The organism is Prochlorococcus sp. MIT 1303 (genome assembly GCF_001631965.1).
GTDB lineage: Bacteria > Cyanobacteriota > Cyanobacteriia > PCC-6307 > Cyanobiaceae > Prochlorococcus > Prochlorococcus marinus_D.
In genome coordinates this window covers 1-20,595 of record NZ_LVHK01000029.1, presented here as the reverse complement: position 1 = coordinate 20,595, position 20,595 = coordinate 1, and the positions used below count along the sequence as shown (strand labels likewise).

18 protein-coding genes, 1 tRNA gene and 1 pseudogene are annotated in these 20,595 nt (G+C 48.6%); 12 read left to right on the top strand and 8 right to left on the bottom strand.

Features of this window, described 5'->3' with window-relative positions; translation table 11 throughout:
* Window positions 1-46 precede the first annotated feature (46 nt).
* Window positions 47-1,212 (bottom strand): annotated as a pseudogene (locus PMIT1303_RS01660) (glycosyltransferase).
* A gap of 90 nt (window positions 1,213-1,302) precedes the next feature.
* Here PMIT1303_RS01660 and PMIT1303_RS01655 point away from each other — a divergent pair.
* Both PMIT1303_RS01655 and PMIT1303_RS01650 read left to right on the top strand, forming a co-directional pair.
* Window positions 1,303-1,545 (top strand): hypothetical protein, encoded by a 243-nt coding sequence (locus tag PMIT1303_RS01655; protein ID WP_011826631.1) that lies wholly within the window; start codon window positions 1,303-1,305, stop codon window positions 1,543-1,545.
* Between the two features lie 78 nt (window positions 1,546-1,623).
* Window positions 1,624-5,298, top strand: coding sequence for a hydantoinase B/oxoprolinase family protein (locus PMIT1303_RS01650; RefSeq protein ID WP_063397260.1), 3,675 nt, complete (start codon window positions 1,624-1,626; stop codon window positions 5,296-5,298).
* Between the two features lie 109 nt (window positions 5,299-5,407).
* Here PMIT1303_RS01650 and PMIT1303_RS01645 read toward each other — a convergent pair whose 3' ends face one another.
* Both PMIT1303_RS01645 and PMIT1303_RS01640 read right to left on the bottom strand, forming a co-directional pair.
* Window positions 5,408-6,256, bottom strand: coding sequence for a DUF4912 domain-containing protein (locus PMIT1303_RS01645; RefSeq protein WP_197459732.1), 849 nt, complete (start codon window positions 6,254-6,256; stop codon window positions 5,408-5,410).
* Between the two features lie 331 nt (window positions 6,257-6,587).
* Complete coding sequence (locus PMIT1303_RS01640; protein WP_063397258.1) at window positions 6,588-7,232, bottom strand: TVP38/TMEM64 family protein; 645 nt, start codon at window positions 7,230-7,232, stop codon at window positions 6,588-6,590.
* A 234-nt stretch (window positions 7,233-7,466) separates the two neighbouring features.
* Between PMIT1303_RS01640 and PMIT1303_RS14310 the strand changes: the two genes are divergently transcribed.
* Complete coding sequence (locus PMIT1303_RS14310) at window positions 7,467-7,661, top strand: AlpA family transcriptional regulator (RefSeq protein ID WP_074159185.1); 195 nt, start codon at window positions 7,467-7,469, stop codon at window positions 7,659-7,661.
* A gap of 209 nt (window positions 7,662-7,870) precedes the next feature.
* On the opposite strand, the gene PMIT1303_RS01630 is transcribed toward PMIT1303_RS14310, so the two are convergent.
* Window positions 7,871-8,053, bottom strand: coding sequence for a hypothetical protein (locus tag PMIT1303_RS01630; RefSeq protein ID WP_063397257.1), 183 nt, complete (start codon window positions 8,051-8,053; stop codon window positions 7,871-7,873).
* Between the two features lie 354 nt (window positions 8,054-8,407).
* Between PMIT1303_RS01630 and PMIT1303_RS01625 the strand changes: the two genes are divergently transcribed.
* The 5 genes from PMIT1303_RS01625 to PMIT1303_RS01610 all read left to right on the top strand — a co-directional run bounded on the left by PMIT1303_RS01625 (window position 8,408) and on the right by PMIT1303_RS01610 (window position 11,816).
* Window positions 8,408-9,043, top strand: a complete 636-nt coding sequence (locus tag PMIT1303_RS01625) for a recombinase family protein (protein WP_082824415.1) — start codon at window positions 8,408-8,410, stop codon at window positions 9,041-9,043.
* Window positions 9,040-9,237, top strand: coding sequence for a hypothetical protein (locus tag PMIT1303_RS01620; protein ID WP_063397256.1), 198 nt, complete (start codon window positions 9,040-9,042; stop codon window positions 9,235-9,237). The genes PMIT1303_RS01625 and PMIT1303_RS01620 overlap by 4 nt, the downstream gene beginning before the upstream one ends.
* Window positions 9,238-9,636: 399 nt before the next feature.
* The gene (locus tag PMIT1303_RS01615; RefSeq protein ID WP_063397255.1) at window positions 9,637-9,969 is read left to right on the top strand and encodes a hypothetical protein; all 333 of its coding nucleotides are present in this window, start codon (window positions 9,637-9,639) and stop codon (window positions 9,967-9,969) included.
* Window positions 9,970-10,122: a hypothetical protein gene (locus tag PMIT1303_RS13185; RefSeq protein ID WP_156486868.1), complete on the top strand. Its 153-nt coding sequence runs from the start codon at window positions 9,970-9,972 to the stop codon at window positions 10,120-10,122.
* A gap of 1,376 nt (window positions 10,123-11,498) precedes the next feature.
* Complete coding sequence (locus tag PMIT1303_RS01610; protein ID WP_231901219.1) at window positions 11,499-11,816, top strand: hypothetical protein; 318 nt, start codon at window positions 11,499-11,501, stop codon at window positions 11,814-11,816.
* 8 nt (window positions 11,817-11,824) lie between these two features.
* Here PMIT1303_RS01610 and PMIT1303_RS01605 read toward each other — a convergent pair whose 3' ends face one another.
* The 4 genes from PMIT1303_RS01605 to PMIT1303_RS01590 form a co-directional block, all read right to left on the bottom strand.
* On the bottom strand, window positions 11,825-13,093 hold the full coding sequence (locus tag PMIT1303_RS01605) for a site-specific integrase (RefSeq protein WP_063397284.1): 1,269 nt from the start codon (window positions 13,091-13,093) through the stop codon (window positions 11,825-11,827).
* A 186-nt stretch (window positions 13,094-13,279) separates the two neighbouring features.
* A tRNA-Ser gene (locus PMIT1303_RS01600) sits at window positions 13,280-13,364 on the bottom strand.
* Between the two features lie 27 nt (window positions 13,365-13,391).
* A complete protein-coding gene (locus tag PMIT1303_RS01595; protein WP_231901215.1) occupies window positions 13,392-15,548 on the bottom strand; it encodes a ComEC/Rec2 family competence protein in 2,157 nt (718 codons plus the stop codon).
* A 126-nt stretch (window positions 15,549-15,674) separates the two neighbouring features.
* Complete coding sequence (locus PMIT1303_RS01590; protein ID WP_063397253.1) at window positions 15,675-16,703, bottom strand: Fe(3+) ABC transporter substrate-binding protein; 1,029 nt, start codon at window positions 16,701-16,703, stop codon at window positions 15,675-15,677.
* A 1,226-nt stretch (window positions 16,704-17,929) separates the two neighbouring features.
* Here PMIT1303_RS01590 and PMIT1303_RS01585 point away from each other — a divergent pair.
* The 4 genes from PMIT1303_RS01585 (at window position 17,930) to PMIT1303_RS01560 (ending at window position 20,392) form a co-directional block, all read left to right on the top strand.
* Window positions 17,930-18,202: a hypothetical protein gene (locus tag PMIT1303_RS01585; protein ID WP_063397252.1), complete on the top strand. Its 273-nt coding sequence runs from the start codon at window positions 17,930-17,932 to the stop codon at window positions 18,200-18,202.
* 220 nt (window positions 18,203-18,422) lie between these two features.
* The gene (locus PMIT1303_RS01575; protein ID WP_063397250.1) at window positions 18,423-18,647 is read left to right on the top strand and encodes a hypothetical protein; all 225 of its coding nucleotides are present in this window, start codon (window positions 18,423-18,425) and stop codon (window positions 18,645-18,647) included.
* Window positions 18,648-19,381: 734 nt separating this feature from the next.
* Window positions 19,382-20,047: a Fe2+-dependent dioxygenase gene (locus tag PMIT1303_RS01565; RefSeq protein WP_063397248.1), complete on the top strand. Its 666-nt coding sequence runs from the start codon at window positions 19,382-19,384 to the stop codon at window positions 20,045-20,047.
* A 96-nt stretch (window positions 20,048-20,143) separates the two neighbouring features.
* The gene (locus PMIT1303_RS01560) at window positions 20,144-20,392 is read left to right on the top strand and encodes a hypothetical protein (RefSeq protein ID WP_063397247.1); all 249 of its coding nucleotides are present in this window, start codon (window positions 20,144-20,146) and stop codon (window positions 20,390-20,392) included.
* Window positions 20,393-20,595 lie beyond the last annotated feature (203 nt).

Below are 20,595 nucleotides of genomic sequence, written 5' to 3'. Positions count from 1 at the left end.
AAAGCTCCACAGGGTCACTCGCAGCAACGGCACAGGCCTGCTGATGTTATTGCCAGGCCTGACGCAGTGCAGTCTCAAAACGCGACGCAAAAGCTTCCGGACGGAATTGTTCTGCGCAAAGGCGTACGACTTCAGGGGTCAACTGCTGCCAAAGCTGACGTTCCTCAAACCAGGCAACCGCCTGCGCGACTGATGCGACTGTCTGTTCAGGGAACAAGACCCCTGTTGAGTAAGGCCTTCCCGCCGCCGCACAACGCACGGTATCGAGTAAGCCACCCCTCCCCAAGCCAATCACTGGAGCACCCGCTGCCATGGCTTCCACTGGTGCAATTCCAAAGTCCTCCAAAGCGGCATAAACGAAGGCTCGGCAACTTGCCATCAAGGCCTCAACCTGCGCCTGGGTTTGACGAGCTATCAACTGCACTGTGGGACCTGCCAACTCTTCTAGGAATGTCCGCTCCGGTCCATCGCCAACCACCAACAGTGGCAAGCGCAATCGATTGAAGGCCTCAATCACAAGATCCACTCGCTTGTAAGGGACGAGGCGACAAACACAGAGGTACACATCATTGCGAGGCTGATCCCAGCGGAAGCGATCCACATTCACTGGTGGATGCACCACCTCCGCTTCACGCCCCCAGAAGCAAGCAATCCGCCGCGCTGTAAAGCGGGAATTGGCCAACAGATGATTCACGCGCGCACCACTGAGCTGATCCCACTACCTGAGAAAAGGCAATTACCAACGGATCAACGGCCCTAAACCGCTTTGTGCCAAGGCCGAGCGACGCAAATAGGCATGCATCTGTCCCATGCATAACGGACGGGAGTGTGCACGTAGCTCACATGGAGCTGCTCAGGAGAGGTGAGTACCCCCTTGCCCATAAGATGGCTGATGATGACCAAGGGGTAATCACCCACATCTAACTGCTCAATCGCAAGGGGCAATAAGGGCAGGTATTGCTGCACATGGCTCACTCCCCAAGGGAGATGTTGAATCGGACTGGTCTGAATGGCGCGACCTTCCAGCCAGCTTCCTGGCCTAAGGCTTTCTCCATCAACCAGAGCTGCCAAGTCTGGTTGACAGCCCAATCTGATCAACAGAGCATCGATAGATTGCACGACCTGCTCAGCACCCCCCACGGCACGGGGCGTGAACCACTCATGCACCAAAGCAATCCGTTTGGGCAAGTCTTCTGGGGCCTTGCCAGCCAAAGCGGATTGATCCTCAGTTCATCACGAAGTCTCTCAGCCGATTGCAGCAAGAGTGCTGCGTTCCGAAGCTGGGTTAAGCCCACTTGAAGCATGCCGATCAATTCCCTCCTTGAAGATGCCCTCAATCAACCTGCGATTGGTGAAACTGGGCGCTTTCGCTGGCATGCCACTCCCGTGGGCATTGCAGCTTTATGTAGACAACAAAATGCCCCACTCACCCCCCCCTTTGAAGATGCACTAAAAGAAGCTCTTCAAGTCGGTTTGGACCTAAGTCGCGAAGAGAGAGAATTCCACCAAGTTAGCCAAGGCCTTGTGCTTCTGTTTCACTCCTGAGCGCCAGGCCTAGTAAGCAACTCCCGCAAGGCTCGATAATGGAGGCACGATTCTCCGCCAAGCCACTGGCTCAATTGCATGCCTTGGCAGTTCTGGATCGATCGCGGCGGAACCTTCACAGATCTTGTCGGAATCAATCCCGCTGGAGAATGCATTGTCCGCAAGGTGCTCTCGGAACAGCCAGACCAACCTGGTGATCCAGCCGTCAGAGCGATCCGGGAGGTGTTGGAGCTCAAAGCAGGACAACCAATTCCCATCGGCTTGATTGAAGAAGTGCGCCTCGGCACCACCGTGGCCACCAATGCCTTGCTTGAAAATGCAGGAGAAGCGGTTCTTCTCTTCTGCAATCGTGGTTTCAGAGATCTGCTCCGCATCGGCGATCAGCATCGGCCTGAATTATTTGCTCTACAGATCCACCGCACGCCCTTCCTGGCACGAGCCGTGATCGAGGTGCCAGGCCGCCTCAATGCCAAGGGGCAAGAGATCGAACCGATCAGCTTCGATGCAGCCCTCGAAGATGAAGTGCGGCGGCATGCCAAGGCAGGCTTGAGAAGCTGCGCCATTGCTCTCCTACATGCCTACCGCAACCCCGAACACGAACTGCACTTGCAGGACTGGTTAAATCAGCTGGGATTTAACTCCGTGGTTTGCTCCCATCAGGTTTGCCCCCTGCCACGCCTGGTGCCCAGAGGACAAACCACCCTGGTGGAAGCGACTGTTTCACCAGTACTTTTCAAGTATCTAAACCAAGTCCGCAAGGAGCTCGGACCGTCAACACGTCTACGCATGATGGGCTCAAGCGGTGCATTGCTGACACCTAAATGGTTACTCGCTAAAGACACAATTCTCTCCGGACCGGCAGGGGGGATGGTTGGTGCTGTCGCCGCAGCACGAGCATCAGGCCTCGCCCAACAACCTCTACTGGGCTTCGACATGGGCGGAACCTCCACCGATGTGTTTCATGTTCCTGCCGGGCAACAGGAGGAAGACTGGCAACGCAGCCCTGAAACAGAGGTGGCTGGCCAGCGCTTAATGGCGCAGAGGTTACCAATCCACACCGTGGCAGCAGGGGGTGGCTCAATCATCAGCAGTGATGGCGAACGGCTACAGGTTGGGCCTCGCTCAGCTGGTGCTGACCCCGGACCAGCCTGTTACCGCCGTGGCGGTCCACTGACGATCACGGACGCCAATCTCTTGCTGGGTCGCCTACAGGTGAACGAATTTCCAGCGCTATTCGGCCCATCGGCTAACCAGCCCCCAGACTTATCAGTTGTGCAAAAGCGCTTTAGGCAGCTAGCGGAGACGATCGGCAGCACACCAGAAGACAGCGCAGAAGGTGCCTTAGCAATCGCTATCGAACGCATGGCTGATGCAATCAAACAGGTCTCGTTACTACGCGGTCATGACATCCGTGGAGGCGTGCTTGTGGCCTTCGGAGGGGCCAGTGGGCAACATGCCTGCCGGCTAGCAGCTCAGCTAGGACTGAAGCGAGTGCTGCTTCACCCCTTAGCGGGTGTGCTCTCAGCCCATGGGATGGGCCATGCCCGTCAACGTCAATTACGCGAAAGGTCTGTGCGTGAACCCCTTAACGAAGACCTATTGGACAAACTTCAGCAGCTCATCAAGCTGGAACAAACGCAAGCAGAACAACTCCTACAGGAATCAGGAGACCTTGCAAGTGCTTTTGATTCAGCTCCACCAAAGCGTTGGGCCCGCATAGAACTGCGCTACGCATCCAGCGAACAAGGCTTGATGCTCTCTCTGAAGCCAACAACTTGCATCACGGATTTGTTGAAAGCCTTCGATCACGCTCATCGAAAGCGCTTTAGCTATATCCCTCCTCACAATCAGCCTTTAGTGGTGGAAAGGCTCGAAGTCGCAGTAGTAGCCCCCGCATCCCCAAGCGATCAAAGCCGATCAAGACGAGGTGACGTCCAACTGCATACGCCTCCACCACGGGGCGAGCATCAACATGCTGAGGTGCATTGGCCAGATCTTGGCTGGCAGCAGGTGCCCCTCCATCATCGCGATCGTCTGATAGCAGAGTCTGTACTAGAAGGGCCAGCGTTGATTTTAGAAGCTACAGGTTGCATCGTGCTAGAGCCCGGTTGGCGAGCAAGCGTGGATCAACAAGGAGCTCTTGTACTCGATGCCATCGCTGCAGATTCAATGATTACCAAACACCCTGTAGCACTCGTCAAGCAAACGCCAGATCCAGTATTGCTGGAGTTATTCCATCATCGCTTCATGGCCATCGCCGAACAGATGGGGGAACGACTACGTCAAACCAGTCGTTCAGTGAACATCCGCGAACGACTAGATTTCTCTTGCGCCTTATTCGATCATCAGGGTGCACTCGTCGCCAATGCCCCTCACATTCCGGTTCACCTTGGCTCGATGGGTGAATCAGTCGCCGATCTTCTCGCACAGATTACCGCTGGCGAACGCGGACCACTGCGCCCAGGCGAGACAGTACTCAGCAACGACCCCTTCCACGGCGGCACCCATCTGCCAGACATCACAGCGATCACACCTGTGTTCACCACAAGCGACAAACCAACCTATTTCGTCGCCTGTCGTGCGCATCATGCCGATGTGGGTGGACTCACGCCCGGTTCGATGCCGCCCTTTAGTCGCAGCATCAAAGACGAAGGGCTTCTTCTCCGTAACGTGTCTTTTGTGATCGATGGTCACCACGACCGCAAGAGCTGGGAGCAAAGGCTTCACAGCGGCAACATGCCGCCACGAAACCCAGCCGAATTGCTCGCCGATCTACAAGCGCAAGTCGCCGCCAACCAGTTAGGCGTTCAAGAGCTGACGGCTCTTGTCGCCAGAACAGGTGATCGACAAGTCAACAGATACATGGCCTATGTACAGGCCAATGCGGCCGAAGCGGTGCGCAAGGTGATCCAAACATTGAACAATCGCGCCTTCTCAGTAGAGCTCGACAATGGCGCAAAGCTTTGCCTGAAGATCTCAATTGATAAGCATCAGCGCAAAGCAAAGGTTGATTTCACTGGCACCTCAGCCCAGGGCTCTGACAATTTCCAAGCTCCTCTGGCCGTAACAAAAGCAGCGGTGCTTTATGTCTTCCGCTGTTTAGTGAAGGAGACGATCCCACTCAACGCCGGTTGCTTTGAACCGCTTGAACTGATCGTTCCTAATGGCTGCTTGCTCAACCCGCACCCACCTGCAGCAGTCGTTGCAGGAAATGTGGAAACCTCACAAGCACTCTGCAATCTATTGTTCGCTGCCCTAGGGGTTATGGCAGCAAGCCAGGGCACGATGAATAATCTCAGCTTCGGCGACAGCGACCATCAGTATTACGAAACGGTTGGCGGCGGCAGCGGTGCTGGCAAAGGGTTTGATGGTGCTGATGGCATACAGACGCATATGACCAATTCCCGCCTCACGGATCCAGAGATCCTTGAACAGCGCTATCCAGTACGGCTGGAGCTCTTTGCGTTAAGGCACGGTAGTGGCGGCCTTGGGCGATGGCGTGGTGGTGATGGGCTGTTGCGACAATTTCGCTTCCTAGCGCCAATGACAGCGTCGATTCTCTCTGGATCCAGACGGATTGCACCATTCGGGCTATCAGGCGGCCTGCCGGGGGCGTTAGGAGCAAACCAACTTGAACACGTCAATGGAAAAAGAGAGCCCCTCAAAGGATGCGCAACAATCAATATCGAAGCCGGAGAGGCGTTGCTGATCTGCACTCCAGGCGGTGGAGGTTACGGCACACCGCGTGACTAACCCTCATTAGCGATTCATCAACTCATACACCTATCGCTGGTCTATATGAACCAACCAATTAACAAGTACAGGTCAGAAGCAAACAATGAGCGAAGTGCTCACCAACCGCTCAGAACCAATCAGAATCAGAGGCATTATCGGGATCATTCTGCTGAGATTCACGGCGACGACGTAAAAACTGTCCACGACCACTGTCCATCCATCCAGAGCCAGAGTCACTACTCAACCGCCTGGTGCGATCGGAAAGACCATCGCCCTGAAGAGTCTCCGAGCCAATGCCAAAGCTGGGGTTGGGAAGATTTGAAATTGCACGCTGATACATCTGCTCGTGCATTCCGTCATCACCAAAATCAGCAACTTCAGCAACAGACGAAGTTGGAGAAAAAGGTTGGGAGGCGAAGTCTTGCTCATGGCGGAAAGAGCTATATGAGCGATCAGAACTCTGCTCAGAAGAATCGCTCTGCGGCACATAGACCGGTTCTGAAAACGCTAGTGAAAGCCAACCTCCCTTAGGAAGCTGATAGCCCAGCTCAAGGAGATAGTCACGGCCACCCATCGGCACAGGAAGGAACCACTCATGTGCCTCGCTATCGACAAGAATTTCTTTGATGGCATGCCTACTGATCAAGGAATCGGCGTGGCTGTACAGATCGACCAGCCGCAGACATAAGGCTTTTGCCTTTGATTTTTTTGCCCGTTGCTGATCGGCTTTGCTGATGCTCCAGCTGCAGCGTGCCCACTTTGAGTCTTTGGGCTGCAGTGAAACATGGCTGAGATCCTGGACCTTATCCTCGGTCCTGCTGGGCTGCTTAGCAGAAGCCTGGGGCGTGGCCTTGGACGCCCCCTTTGGCTTAGTGACAAAGGCTTGAAAGCGTTGCTGGATTCCCTGAACCAGGCTAGAGACCCCTTTATTAGTGGACTTTTCTTTGCCTGTCACAGGAAGGTCAGCAGAAATCAAGTAATTCCATTTAGGCCATTTTTGGCCTGATAAAAGCTTTTGCCAGAATCTCCTGACATACGCAGAACAAACCTCGGCTGGAACAAAAGCTAAGAGCCCAGCAGCAATCAAAACCTTTTGGCAGTGCCGATCTCTAGCAAACACTCCTGAAAGGCCAAAAAGTTGAGAGAGCATCCTCGCACTGAGGGAGACGAGAGAACAAAGGGGGGATCTATGGTGAGAATTGGCTCAAAGTGGTTCAAAAATCCATGCACATTGAAACATCTCTGCCAAGCCTCTTTCACTAAAGACTGATTTCAGAAAAATAGTGGAAACAAGACTATTTTGAATCCTATTGATTAGTACTAGAGACCTTCTTCTTAGTCAGACCAGCAACACTAGCAAGTACAAACATCCCAAGCAGAGCAGCTCCAAGCATCAAACCCGCCCCCTGACTTACTCCAGCACCGACAGCGACAATGATGGAATCACTAATCAAGAGACTTACAATTAATGCTGGAGTAAAAAGACGCCAACGTGTTCCACCTATGCCAATGGCGTAACTCAGGAAATCAAAAAGTCCAGTCATTAAGAGTCCGGTCATCAGGAAAAAGTTTCCCTCCAGTTGATTTTGATTGAAGCCTTCGATTCTCTTCATTGCTTTCACTCCAACCAAGCGGCGAACAGGCTCTCTTCCATAGTTTCTAGCGATAAAAAATGCTGCTTGACAAAAGATAAGATCGGCTAAAACAATTGTTACGTATCCTGTTTTAAACCCCAATAGAGAACCTGCTAAAAGTGAATATGCAGAACTAGGTAAGGCAGGTAAAATGATACTAATCCCTCGAAGTAGCATTATCCCCAAAGGAGCCCAGATGCCCATACTTTCCACCGCATTACGAAGCGGCTCAATGCCATATGTCTGTATGAGGTAAACCAGAACAACAAATGCTCCTACCCAAAATGCAATCAGGAAAAACTTACGCAATTTATTCATTTTGAAATACCTCGAGCAATTTTCATATTTTGCACCAGAGACGAAGAATCAAGCGACGGCGAGGGTGTCCGTCGATCTGAATGGAATATACACTGCAGCAAACCAATCGGGACCACTTAGCAAGATCGATAAGCAATATCCACCAACACTTCCACCATACATTTATCTATAACGAAAGTTGTTAAATCTAGCAATATGCGATATAATAAGAAGGAGGATTAGGATATCTATCTAATGACTTATGAAATAAAATTTCCGCGATTGAATCAAGTAAAAGAGATGGCATCGCTCTCCAAGTCGACGATTTACAAGATGATCGCCGAAAAGAAATTCCCAAGGCAAATCCAGATTGGACCTCAACAGGTTGTTTGGACCAAGCATGCCCTGCAGGATTGGATGAATCAGAAAATTCAGGAGGCAGCGCTTTGAGTCAACCAGTCGCCCTGTGCCCCTCTGAATGGTTCTTGGGCGATCTAAGCAACCTCAGGCGCCCATCCAACCTCCAGTTCCCTTCTCATGATCCATTGAGGGCATTTGCTGTTGAGGTGCTCTCCTTGAGGAATCAGGCGTTGATGGATAGGACAAGGTCAATAAGGTCTGGCATTGCTTCCCAACGGCATAGCGGAAGTGGTTACAGGTCATGCACACCGCTCCTGATCGCGAGGGTTTGAGAGTGCCGTCATCCATGCACTGCCATTCCTCTGGGTCAGAAGAAGAACTGCTGTGGTTGCTGTTGTGATGCCAACGGTGCCTAGGAGAAGTGGTTGTCCCAGTGGCAGCAATGACAGGGCAGCAGCAAGAGCAGTTCTTCTGCGGGACATCTGCTTGGTGCTGCTGCCTTTAAGGGTAGGTAGGCGTTCTTTCTCTCCCCTCCGTCAGTAACTGCAAGACATGAAGAAGGGCACCCGCGTTGGATGCCCTCAAGTCCAGGACTAGTTTTCAGGGTCTCTACGTCCTCGGACTCCTAATACAGGTCTAAGCACGGAGATTGAGTAGGGGTATGAGCAGTAGTGCCTATTTCTTGTGTTCCAATAAACGATCGGTTAACGATCATTGTGGCAAAGAAGTGGTCATCTCTCAAAGTCAAGCAAAATCAATCTCACATGTGTTCCATTAAGGCGTTCTGGTTGCTAAGGTAGAAATACAGGTGAAACACCCCTCTTTTTGGAACACGCATGGGCAAATTCCAAAAGCGCAAGTTCGAGAGACCATCATTCATGGATAAACCCAACTACAAATCGATTGGTTATGCCCGCGTCAGTACCTCAGGGCAAACCACTGAAGGTCAGGTTGCTGATCTGAAAAAAGAAGGATGCTGCGTGGTTTTCCAAGAAACGATCAGCACAACAGTCAAAGAGAAAGAACGAGCTCAACTGATGGCAGCACTCAGTGCACTCGATAAAGGTGATGAGTTGGTGGTCACAAAGATGGATCGTTTAGGCAGGACCCAGGTCGAGGTGGTCAATCGCATCCATGACCTGCAGCAGAGTGGCATCCATATCAGAACCCTGGATGGTTTGATCAACACCAGAGGACTTGGGAAATTCGCTCCTGTGCTCATTGGTCTGCTCTCGGGTCTTGCAGAAGTAGAGCGCTCACTGACCAGAGAGAGAACCATTGAGAGCATCCAACACCGCAAAGACAGTGGCGGGAACTTGGGAGGTAGACCTAAGACCAGTCGAGTCAAAGAAGGTCTGGTCCTACGCCTAAGAAAGGAAGGGTGCTCTTACAGATCTATAAGAGAGCAAACAGGTCTTGCTCTCTCCACCATCAGAAGGATCATCGTGGAGCAAGAGGTCGTGGCAGTATGACTAAAAAAAACATAGGGGGGTTATCTGATTACATTGTTTTGAAGGAAGAGAAGGAAGTTATTTTTTATTTGCATAATCCCTATCCAGATTGCTTGGCAATTCCAGAGATAATGAAGGCAAGGTTCCCTGATGATTACAAGAGCATAGTTACAAGTGACTTAGATGAGTTCAAGAAATATAGAGGGCAAGTGTGATGAAAGTTGAAGTCACCCTCTATCAAGGCGGTCAAACTCTTAAGGAGATTGTAGTAGTCTCCAAATTTGAGGGTGCCAAGAAGACTGCTCTTGCTCGAAACCCAACGGCAAAAGTGATCGCACAAAATCCAATTGTCTAGATGGGGGACTACTGATGAGAGAAAAAATTGATCTGTACTACGAGAAGTATTTTCCTGATGGTTGGGAGGAAGGTGTGACTGAACTGATTGGGTTTAAACCTGAATGGGTGGATGGAGTTTCTTTGGATGGATAAACAGTTTGTCTTAATAAACCCAGTGTCTTAACTATGGACTTCTTTGCTTGGCATTTAGTAGTTGATGCAGTTCTATTTACTGCGATTGTGGGATGGATTGTCTACAAGAACAGAAGTAAGAAGTAATGCCAGTCTTGATCATTGGTTGGGGTGTCTACGACAAACTGACTGAAAAAAAGAAAAATGAGTTTGCTTTAGTGGCAAATTATGAGACTGCTTATTTCTATGAATGTTATGAATATGAGTATGCTAAGGGTAATAAAAATTACGAATGGAGTGATCGATGCTTTAAGAGCCAAGAAGAATTATTGGATTTTTTTGGTTATGAAATGATTGAAGATTTAGACGCAGATGCTGTATATGCAAAAAGAATAGAAACCTATGCCGAGGAGGATCTAAAGAATTGGATACAATTAAGTGAAGATGGAAATCAAGTCAAAGTTATAGGAGCACAGTAAATGCTTGCTCGTATCCGACAAGTGCATGACTCAACGTTGGATCGTTATAGGAAGTTGGGTCTGAACAACTCCACGATTGCCTGGTTGCTTTTTGCAGAAGGTGTATTTGTGCTTCTGGTAGGCAAAGCGCTTGTGGGGTTGATCGCTTTATAGATTTTCTGGAGTTATAAGAACAACTGAGAAGTAGAAGAGTGAGGAAAAAGCACCACCGAATAATCGATGGTGCTGTAATGGTCTTAAAGCAAATTAAAGAGTAGTAATTTTAATCCTTGTCTTTTTATTTGTCAGTAGCATCAATACGGACATCAACCTTCACTTCCGTGGTAATAGAAAACCTATTTGCAAGATCGCTCTCTGCAATTGAATAAATTTCAGAAGAAGTCCACAGATGAGTACGCTTATAACGACCAGAAGGAGCAGGAATCTGTTCAGTTCGCAGTAGATCTTGAAAAGTGGGTTCGCTATTGATACGCAAAATTGCTTTTAACTGTACACGATTAAGTAGTGGAGCAGGAGAAACAACTGAACACATAGAAAAAGTAAATCGAAGGGCTCGTAACGCAATTTCCCTGATAGTTCCAGGGGTTAATTAGGCGGTTTGCGTTCGCCATACAAATCAATCAATGAGATGCAGTCAGATCGGACTACTCTCTTCGTTTCGAAGATAAAGAATATAACACGGGAGGACCTCGCCCTTGCCTTTTAGTACACACACTGAACTAGTGATGCCAACTGTTCTGCTCCTTTTTATTATGATAACTAGACAACCATTTTACTATTCATGTGCGACCTTGATAGACCATTTTTTTACCTCAGAAAAATTTTAATCCGAAGTGTATTCAAAGGTCGATCTGGTCCGCATATAGATTAGATTTATGGAACCTTATAAACCCACTATTGGATTACTCATCTACTTTCTATTGAAAACCTCTTGTATTAACTCTTCTAGGTAATCAACTGGTTTAATGTGCTTCTTCTTTGATAGTTCTAATAGCATCTGATAATGGACTGCTGATAGTTTGATTGTGTTCATTATTGTTCCTTTTTAAATCATTCTGATCTTTGCGAAAGCATCTCTTACAAGAGTCTTATGTAATCCACTGTAGTCATATCCATAATAATCTTGTAGTTCTTTTTCCATCTTTAGTACCTTGTGTTCTGTTCTCTTATAGGAAACTGATTTGATTAGTTGCTTTGGTTCTTGAATTGCTTGCATAGTTCTTGTAAATAAAGTAAAGATGATCTTGATTGTCAATTGATGCTTTATCGCTAGAAAGCAGTCTTAGGTAGTAAGCGTACTTATATTTATAAATACCTTTAAAGTCGTCTCTACTCCTTAAGATGACTTTGAGAACACTAAAGTGAACTTAGCGAACTCAAGAAGTCCAAAATTTCATACCCACTCTATCTATACAAGTTATTGACTAATTGTTGATATTGTGTTAAGTTATAATAGCAAGTAGAGAGATAATCTTATGGGTTATGAGTTTAAAACTGATCTCAATATTGAATATCCATTCTTCATTGAAATGGCATCAAGGTTAGGTGGAATCAAAAGAAAAGATAATTTCAACAGTAAAGAAACCTTCAGGGTTCAGTGCCCCAACTGCAAGAAGCACAAGGCAGTGATGGGTTATGCACGCAGTAAGGACACCTATGTGCTGGCATGTCCCGTGGATGGATGCACTCTCAATGGTGTTGTGCTCCATGACCTAATCAAGCGTTATGGAGGCACTCAGATGTTTGATGAGTGGCGTAAGGCGAGATGGACCAGTACCTACTCAGAAGACTGGTTGCCAATTAAGAGCAGGTGCAAGAAGGGTTCCTCTGCCGTTAGAACTGCCTGACGCTTCTTTTAGACCTCAAGTCCTTGATCAAGTAGCGCATCACACCAGGCACGCATGAACTTCCACCTCTCATCAAGAAGTTGGGACTTGTCGTATGCCTGACGAACCTTGTCCCCAACGGCATGGTCCATCTGCCGTTGAATGACCTCAGCAGAGAACTTAAGGACTTCCTGCCCTGCTGTTAGTGGCAAAGAACGAAGTCCATGAGCGGTTTGCCTTCCTCCATAACCAAGGCGCACTTTGAGGTGTTGGTTCAATGCTGACTCGTGGATATGGGGTTTGCTTCTACCCCTTGGACTCCAGAACACATACTCCTGGTCACCATTGATTCTCCTCAGATGTGCCAGCAGATCCTTGATTGGATCAGTAAGAGGAACCCAATGATTCTTGCCGCTCTTCATCCTGGTTCCAGGCACAGTCCATAGGTTTGCTGCGTAATCCACTTCATCCCAACGCATTGGAACCAGTGACCCAACACGCAAGAAAGTCATTAAATCCAACTTGATCGCAGCAAGAACCACCTGTGACCCATTCCCCTTATTGCGGTTTAAGTCATCCAATAACTGCGGCAACTCATCCCACGACAAACAAGGGTTGTGTTGGACCTCATGCCCTGCACCAACACTCCTTGCTTGCACTGCAGGGTTTTGACCTCTCTCCATCCATCCCCGTTCTATGGCGTAGTCAAAGAGGTGCCTCATCACCCCAAGCACCTTCCTTGCCTGATTCAGAGACCCCCTCTTCTCTATGGAGTCAGTGATCTCAAAGACCGCTTCTCTGCCAGTCCTACCTTTTGATTTCTCATCCCATCCCAAACGACTAACAGGAGTACTTCCACCTAAAGCAGGGATGATTTCATTGGACAACTTATTTTTCTTGTCCCTAATGGTGGTCTCTGACTGTTTGTATTTCGTCTTACATGCAATCAAATAAGAATCAACCAACTCAGTAAGTGTTTGATCAAAAGATTGTTTTGCTAATTGCCTTTTCTCATCCTTTTGCAATTCTCTTGGATCTCTGCCTGTCTCTCTATACCAACTCCGCAAACGAAACCATTCATCTCTTGCTGCTTTGAGAGTCCACTGCCCTGGACCTTTGCCAAAAACGCCGATACGAACATCAATTTGCTTGCCATTAGAACGCATTTTTCCTACAAAACTCTTACCACCACTGCCTTTTACAGGTTCTACCAATACATATAGGGAGTCTCCCACGGACCTGCTGTACCTCTTTGACTTGACTGATAGTGACCTGACTTCCCTTTCTGTCAGACCCATCTCACGAAATCCACCAACACATATTTCATCCACCAACACAACCACAATATCCACCAACATATCCACCAACAAACCAAGCGCTCCGGAGAGGTTCGTCGAGGACTTCTCAGGACAGCGTCATGCCTTAGATCTCTTGCTATTAAAGCACTCTGAGACCTGTCAGGTCCCGGCAGCACAAACTAAAAACGGAGAGGGTGGGATTCGAACCCACGGACGGTTGCCCGTCAAACGATTTCGAGTCGTTCGCTTTCGACCACTCAGCCACCTCTCCAGACGCCCGTAAAGACGCAAGGCAACTTTAAAACGCTGAGGCCACCATGCTGAAGGAGCCGCTGGCTCTACCACTGACCCAAAGCCGCCCTGCAGTGTGTTGTAGCAACCATCGCCGCTCAAGAGAGGTTGGGACAAAGCCAAGCCATACACCTGTCAAATCCTCTGATTTGACTAAAGGTTGACGCTCCACGCCATCCAAACCCTGACGATCGCGCCAACTCCAATAGGCCTGACGCGTTGGCAGCAGATGCCAACGCAAACGACCAGCTCGCAACTGCAAACTCTGCTCTGCTGCAGCGATTGGTCTCACCTCCAGGCCAGGACTGACTAACCGCTGTCCAACCTGCAAAGGCATCACACCCTGATGCTCAGCCAGCACGGTATGGGCCAGATTTCGCCAACAGGACGCCGCCTCACTGGCAACCGGATCCAAGACCATCGCCCAATCAAGACGAGCATGCCCAAACGCTTCACTCAGCCGACGAGCCTGCCAACAGCTACGACCATCTCCATGCGTACTAACCAAAACCGCCCGCCCACGATGCCTAGCTAGTAACCATTGACGACTGCGTTGATGCACCACCACGAGTCCATCGCCCATCTGTACAACAGCCTGCGATAACGAACAAAACAACAACGCAACCACTCCCCAGTGACGCCAGTGACGCAATCCCGTTACCAACCAAGGCAGCAATCCCAACACCAACAACAGCACCAACCAAGGCTGGGGATGACCGGTGAACAACTGCGCCATTGGCCAAGTGCAGATCCAACGCACCAGAGCAATCAATAACCCAGCCAACTGCTGGATCGGCCAACTGATCCAGTGCAGCAATGGAGTCAACCAGCCAGCAGGCAAGAGCAAACACAACCAGGCCAACGCCATCGCTGAGAGGGTGAGCAGCACCAACAAAGGAGCAGCCAGCAGATTCGCCACTAGGGCATAGACAGGAGTGGATCCAAAATGAACAATCTGTAGTGGCAGCGTCCAGACGATTGCGGCCAAAGGAACAGCCAGCGCCGGTGCCAACCCTCGAAGCCATGTAGGTAGACGCTTGGATAGAGCCCGCTCTAGGGGCCCTGCTGTGACGACCAATCCGGCAGTAGCTGCCGCACTCAATTGAAAACCAATCGATCGCGCCCAGGCGGGATTCACCAACAACATCAGCACCAACGTCGCTAGCAACACCCCTAGAGGACGACTGCGGCCTCCGCCTTCGTTGATCAACAACACCGTGCTACCCATCAACACAGCTCTCACAACCGACGGTTGTGGTCCGGCCAGCATCAAAAAGCTGATCAGTGCCGTTGCAGCAAACGTCAAACGAAAGGGCCTTGGCAGCAACCGAGCGATCCCCAGCGACGCTCCCAACAGCACAGAAAGATGAAAGCCTGAGGCCGCCAAGGCATGGGAAAGGCCAGCAACGCGGAACGCCTTAACCAAATCAAGCGGCAGATCAACTTGGGCACGACCCAACACCAAAGCCGCCAGCAATCCTCCCGAACGTGGACCTGCCAGTTGTTGTAAGCGCATGGCGACCACACGACGAGCATCGGCGATGGGCGTCCAGGGACGTTGCAACACCTCAACCTGATCACCCCAGAATTGGCTCCAACTTCCTTGCTGCTGAAGCCGCTCCGCTGGCCCAGGCAGTAGCGAATGAGGCCCTAGAGCCGGAGCGCGCAACTGACCATGCACACGGATTCGCCAACCCTGCTGCAAAAGCTGAGGGCAAGGTCGTAGCTGAACTTCACTGCGGCCATGGCGCGACAAGCCATTAAGCCGATCCACGGCCAACAAGGCACGACAACTATCAGCCACAAACCTGTTATCACGAAGCAATCGGCTATCACTCAGCAGCCGGCCTTCGAGGCTGCTTCGAAGCGGTAGGCGCGAGGAACGATCAAAAGAACCGGCACTCGCCAACAAACGCACAGGGTCCAAAGGTCCAGGCCTCGGCTGCCCCCACCAGCAAGCCCATGCCAACAACAATGGCAACATCAACGCCAATGCTGTAGCCCTGCTTTGGGTAATGCCGAGACGAATCAGCCAGAAACGAGCCGTGATCAGCAACACCACAGCAACGACAACCATTGCTTGAGAAGGAAAGGGCTGGGCACCAAGCACTAGTGCTGTAAGGGCCAAGCCTGCAACAAGCAAAGGCGAAGAAAACCCTCGCAAACAAACTCAAACGACTATCTCGAGAATTCCCCTCTCTGCGCTTCGCAGTCTGCAGGGTTCGAGGGAGAGCCTTACAAAGGATCTCCCTAAGAAAGGCTCTAGCCCTGAACCCACAAGCCTAAAACCCTATTTCCAACCGGATTGAGCCATCAACTGAATCGCCTTGGCATTATTCGCTCCGAGCTGGCTAATCGTGACCCGATCGGGGCGGAAAGTGCCGAACTTTTTGAGTTCTAACGACGTGCCATAGCCATTCAACGGATGTTCATAGGTGGGGCCAGCCATGCCTTGACTGCCATCGGGTGAAGCAAGAAATTCAAGCAGCTGAATCGCCTCCTTCTTATTCTTTGCATACCTAGCCAACCCACCAGCACTCACGTTGACGTGGGCGGGATCAGGTGTGATAACCGTGATCTTATTAGCAAGAGCCTTGTCTTTCGATCCGCTCACACCAGCACGCATCCGCGCAACATAGTAGTGATTAACGATGCCAACACCACAGATGCCTTGTGAAACGGCACGAGCCAGGGAGACATCTCCGCCAAAGTAAGGCTGGGAAACGTTAGAGATCATTCCCTGCAACCAACTCTTGGTTGCCGTCTCACCGCGCAACACAAGCTGATCAGCGACTAAAGATTGGTTGTAGACGTTGTTGCGCTTGCGTAGACACACCTTCCCTTTAAGTGAGGGGCTAGCCAGATCGGCATAACTGCGAATACTGCCAACGTTCACCTTCGATGGATTGGCAACAATCACCCGCACGCGACGGGTCAGTCCATACCAACGACCTTGCGGATCGCGATAGGCACTAGGCACTTCGCTATCCAATTTTGTTGAACGCGAAGGTTGCAAAAGCCCCTCTTTTGCTGCATTACTAATGCGTGCCGCATCAACAAGGATGATCACATCTGCCTGAGAGTTTGCCCCCTCTCGTTTAAGACGCTCTAACAATGAAATACCAGAAGATTCGATCAGCCGAACCTTGATCCCTGTTTGCTCAGAAAATTTCTTATAAATTTGACGATCAGTGTTGTAGTGCCGACCTGAATAAACACGTACTTCTCGAGCATTCGCAACACCGTTTTGACTGAATCCAGTGCTAAGGGCGAGAATGGCCGCCAAGCCTGAATACGTAAGACGCGCCTTCAAACCCATTGCCAACAAACCATTAACGTTGCAAGCCTCACCCTATTGAGAGCACTGAAAGCCTCCTTGCGCATTCAATACCAGCCGCGGTAACAAATGATGCACCCACGGCCCGGGAGAGCCAACGCGCTGATGAGGGGACTTCATCAGCAATTCTTATCATCTGCAATAGAACTAAGGGAAATGGTTATTTATGGGACTAGAACATAGTTGGAACAGTGGTACGTTAGAACCGCTCAGGGAAGAATTCAGTCCTGGTCTGAGTTGGTGAAGGATCGAAGGAAAATCTATGCGGCGGATCGCGACGAATCGAAATAAGAAAACTAGAATTAATACCTATCAGGATGATGACTGAAAAGGTCCACAGTCAGGTTGTACCTGTAGGAACCTTACAGACAACTACTAACAAACCAGTATTCGGAAGGGATGTGGAGGTGTAGTTAGAACAGTTACTTAATAGGGTTGGAACAATCAAGTGGAAAGTAGGTGTATGTACCCTTTTCTACAGTCTATCCAACATCCGAAGGTGGTAATACGGGGTAAAATTGGTCGGACTACATACGATAAGAACTTTCAGAGATTTATTTTATTTTTTTCTGAAAGAAACCTCTATGAATGATTAGACAACTTCAAGAGTATTTAAACCTAATTGCTAACCACTAAGAGACCAAGACAGTAGAGAACTACATCTTCGAGAACTCTGAAACAATTACCCCTCTATCAACTGAATAATGTAAAGGGAATGAGAATGATTCGGACACTTCATTCCTACCCCTCACGGGTTCTATATAACAACACATTATCAGATTCAAGACCTAGAAGGTCTCGACAGTTATAGACCTCTTGATAATCTCTTTTACTATACTTCCTCTCTTTGTATTTCTTATAAAGTGATTGATTATATGTCTCTATTGTATCTCTACAAACATTTATCTTATGGTCTTTTAGTGATGTTGGGATTTGGGTGACAATCAAAACAACCAATAGACCCATAAAAATTCCTTCTCTATCTGATCTTGTTAAGTTCAAGGGGGAATCAATCGGTTCATTCTCCACTCTACCAATGTCCTCTCGTAGAAGAAAAACGTTTCACTCGTCACACAGAGTCCGTAAACCAACTTGGACTGGTGTTTTCTACCCCTAGAAAGGACGAAAACCGTTGAGGAGGAGGAAAGACAACGACTTATTCAAACGGTAGCTTGGACTATTGAACAGCCAACATCAGGAGATGACTGATGAAAGAACCACCTCTACGACCAGTTCCGACTGAAAAAATGAAGAAGTTGAGAGATTTAGAATTGGAACTTAGGATAAATAAGTTATTGATGTGGTTCATTCTGCTCCTTGTTTTATTCTTTTTTAGTTACAAATGGGAGACCTTAGGAATTACTCCGATTGCCTTCTTTCTTTGTGGTTGTAGTTACAGCTGGTCTGTTGAAAGAGGAAAAGAGAAGCACAAAGAAGTTTTGAGGTGGAGGGTGATGGTCAATCCAAGTGTGGAAAAGTAGGGCAAATTACAGGACTGATAAACAACCACCTTATATGACTTACCACTTGTTGTATTACATAGATGCTCTTCCTACGAAACTAAAAACTGAGTTGTCTTTAGAGAAGGGAGAGGAGATGTTTCACTTCTATGTTGATGACGATGAATTCAATGATGAGGTTATAGAGTTAGTTGAGGATGGAACCAACAAAGTCATTCGTCATTATGACCCTAACTAACTTATGAGTTACTTACTGAATGTCTACGATACTCCTGGACACCCTCCTACAAACCACGAGAAGATTGAAAACCTGGAGGAAGGTATCCGTGTGTTTAATAAATACGTTAACGATGACGATTACAAAGGTTTCGACATGGAGTTAATAACAGAAGAATATGATGAAGTCCGATACTATGATTCAACTGAAGGAGAGGTTGAAACGTTTGATAACAAGAGGCCTGAGTAATCTATGTTTACTATTCTCTCGGGTAATACAACTGTTGTAAGTATTTTCATCGTCGGGAGCATATTGGTGTGGTTTTATCTCCAGAACAACAGGACGGATAATAAAGATCGATAAGCATATTGAATCCGAACCTTATCCAAGCACTCCTTCATTTCCATCATCTGTTTCTTTAGATCCTTCTTTGAATTCTTTGGAGTCGGTGTAGGCAGAGGGAGTGTTCCGTGTTTGTGTATAGGAGATAGATTGGTCGTGGGTTTTGATTTAACTACTTGTTTGGGTTTCTGTACCTCTTGGTGTTGAAGTAGTTCCTTAGGTGTTGGTTGAAGAACAGGTAGTATTGATAGTTGTTCACTCTCCTTCCACCTGTTCATTTCCTCCTGGGAGGGTTTCTGGCAAGGAGGCATTAGATAACTTGTTGTTTGATTGACTTTGAGTTATTCTTTTTGGTTAGTACTACTTTTCTTAATCTTCATATAGTTATAGGTATTGGTTTGGGTATAAGGAATAGTGAAATAAAGGATTTGAACCTCTAAGACAAAACAGTCAGTCCTTCTGTATTAACTATTCGAAACTCCCACCGTTCATTCACTAAGGGATTGGGATAAAGTTTGTCTCGCATAGAAGAATTAGAAGTAAAGCGAAGATTAGGAAGTTTACAGTTTTATTTATACGAGTCATCCAGACTTTTATAACGTCGAGGTATTGGTTATTGTGGGATTTACCCAGCAATCTCTATGGAGCCCCTGACCCATCCATTGCTTGATGAGGCAACTGTGAGCCAATTGCGTGAAACTCTCTTGGCTGACGAAACCTCATGGCAGGACGGACGTAAAACAGCGGGATATCAAGCAGCCGAAGTCAAGAACAACCTCCAGCTGGATCGCAACTCAAAAACCGCCAAAGAAAACAGTCAGTTGGTGATTGAGAAGCTTGAATCAGATCCGCTTGTGAAGAGCTTTGTCTTGCCAAGGCACATCCACGGAGTGATGTTCAGCCGATCCGGTATTGGCCAGGGCTATGGAATGCATGTCGACAATGCCTACATGAGCTCAGGGCGTAGCGACCTCTCCTTCACGCTATTTCTCAGCGAACCCGAAAGCTACGAGGGAGGGGCTCTGTGCATTCAAACCTTGCAAGACAGCAAGCAAGTGAAGCTGCCGGCTGGCCAGGTGATCATTTATCCCAGCACAAGCCTGCATGCAGTGGAAACAGTCACTGCTGGTGAGCGGCTGGTTTGTGTTGGCTGGATCCAGAGCTATATCAGCAGCAATGAAGACCGCACCATTCTGTTTGGCCTCAATGCTGGTGCCCGCGCCCTTCTTGCCGAACATGGCCGTTCACCAGAACTGGACTTGATCTTTCAGGCGTACACCAACCTGCTCAGGCGCCTCGGCAACTGAAGACTGAATCATTTGATACTAGGCCAAGTATCGAATCGCCAAGCAATGGTTGAGTAGGGGAGTCAAAATGTATGTAGATACGCTTATCTGCAAAGCATGAGTAAAAAGTCTCCTGTAGCAATATTTCTTGCAGCTTCTGCACTGCTTGCGGCAAACGCACTTCAGCCAAATCTTAGTCACGCTGGCGAAGGCGGTGAAGGTGATATGGGAGGACTGAAAGAGTGGACCACTGATCAAGACATCGATGCTGAAAGCAAACCTGATGAAGAGGCAAAGAAAGCTGCCAAAAAGGCAAAGAAATCAAATATTTGCGTCCCGATCGGCGAAGGAGAAAACTGCTGGTAAACCTATTCTGAAATAGTTTTCACGAGAACCACTCTAAACGAAGACAAACAAGCTCAATCCAAGGTTTCTTCTGCTCAGGAAGAAGCCTTTTTTATTAAGGCTAATAAAACTAATCTACTCAAAAAAGAGACAATCCTGGCCCTGGGGAAAAAGTAGACCAGTAGTTTCCCATCACTGTGATCGTGGATTGATTGATAAAAGAA

Bases quoted from the DNA above. Each gene is read 5' to 3' on its own strand.
- PMIT1303_RS01655 (WP_011826631.1), top strand. From the start codon at position 1,303: ATGCCGATCAATTCCCTCCTTGAAGATGCCCTCAATCAACCTGCGATT.
- PMIT1303_RS01610 (WP_231901219.1), top strand. From the start codon at position 11,499: ATGGCATCAAGGTTAGGTGGAATCAAAAGAAAAGATAATTTCAACAGT.
- PMIT1303_RS01625 (WP_082824415.1), top strand. From the start codon at position 8,408: ATGGGCAAATTCCAAAAGCGCAAGTTCGAGAGACCATCATTCATGGAT.
- PMIT1303_RS01615 (WP_063397255.1), top strand. From the start codon at position 9,637: ATGCCAGTCTTGATCATTGGTTGGGGTGTCTACGACAAACTGACTGAA.
- PMIT1303_RS01640 (WP_063397258.1), bottom strand. From the start codon at position 7,232: ATGAATAAATTGCGTAAGTTTTTCCTGATTGCATTTTGGGTAGGAGCA.
- PMIT1303_RS01560 (WP_063397247.1), top strand. From the start codon at position 20,144: ATGAGTAAAAAGTCTCCTGTAGCAATATTTCTTGCAGCTTCTGCACTG.
- PMIT1303_RS01650 (WP_063397260.1), top strand. From the start codon at position 1,624: ATGCCTTGGCAGTTCTGGATCGATCGCGGCGGAACCTTCACAGATCTT.
- PMIT1303_RS01585 (WP_063397252.1), top strand. From the start codon at position 17,930: ATGAAAGAACCACCTCTACGACCAGTTCCGACTGAAAAAATGAAGAAG.
- PMIT1303_RS01565 (WP_063397248.1), top strand. From the start codon at position 19,382: ATGGAGCCCCTGACCCATCCATTGCTTGATGAGGCAACTGTGAGCCAA.
- PMIT1303_RS01590 (WP_063397253.1), bottom strand. From the start codon at position 16,703: ATGGGTTTGAAGGCGCGTCTTACGTATTCAGGCTTGGCGGCCATTCTC.
- PMIT1303_RS01620 (WP_063397256.1), top strand. From the start codon at position 9,040: ATGACTAAAAAAAACATAGGGGGGTTATCTGATTACATTGTTTTGAAG.
- PMIT1303_RS13185 (WP_156486868.1), top strand. From the start codon at position 9,970: ATGCTTGCTCGTATCCGACAAGTGCATGACTCAACGTTGGATCGTTAT.
- PMIT1303_RS01605 (WP_063397284.1), bottom strand. From the start codon at position 13,093: ATGGGTCTGACAGAAAGGGAAGTCAGGTCACTATCAGTCAAGTCAAAG.
- PMIT1303_RS01630 (WP_063397257.1), bottom strand. From the start codon at position 8,053: ATGTCCCGCAGAAGAACTGCTCTTGCTGCTGCCCTGTCATTGCTGCCA.
- PMIT1303_RS14310 (WP_074159185.1), top strand. From the start codon at position 7,467: ATGACTTATGAAATAAAATTTCCGCGATTGAATCAAGTAAAAGAGATG.
- PMIT1303_RS01575 (WP_063397250.1), top strand. From the start codon at position 18,423: ATGAGTTACTTACTGAATGTCTACGATACTCCTGGACACCCTCCTACA.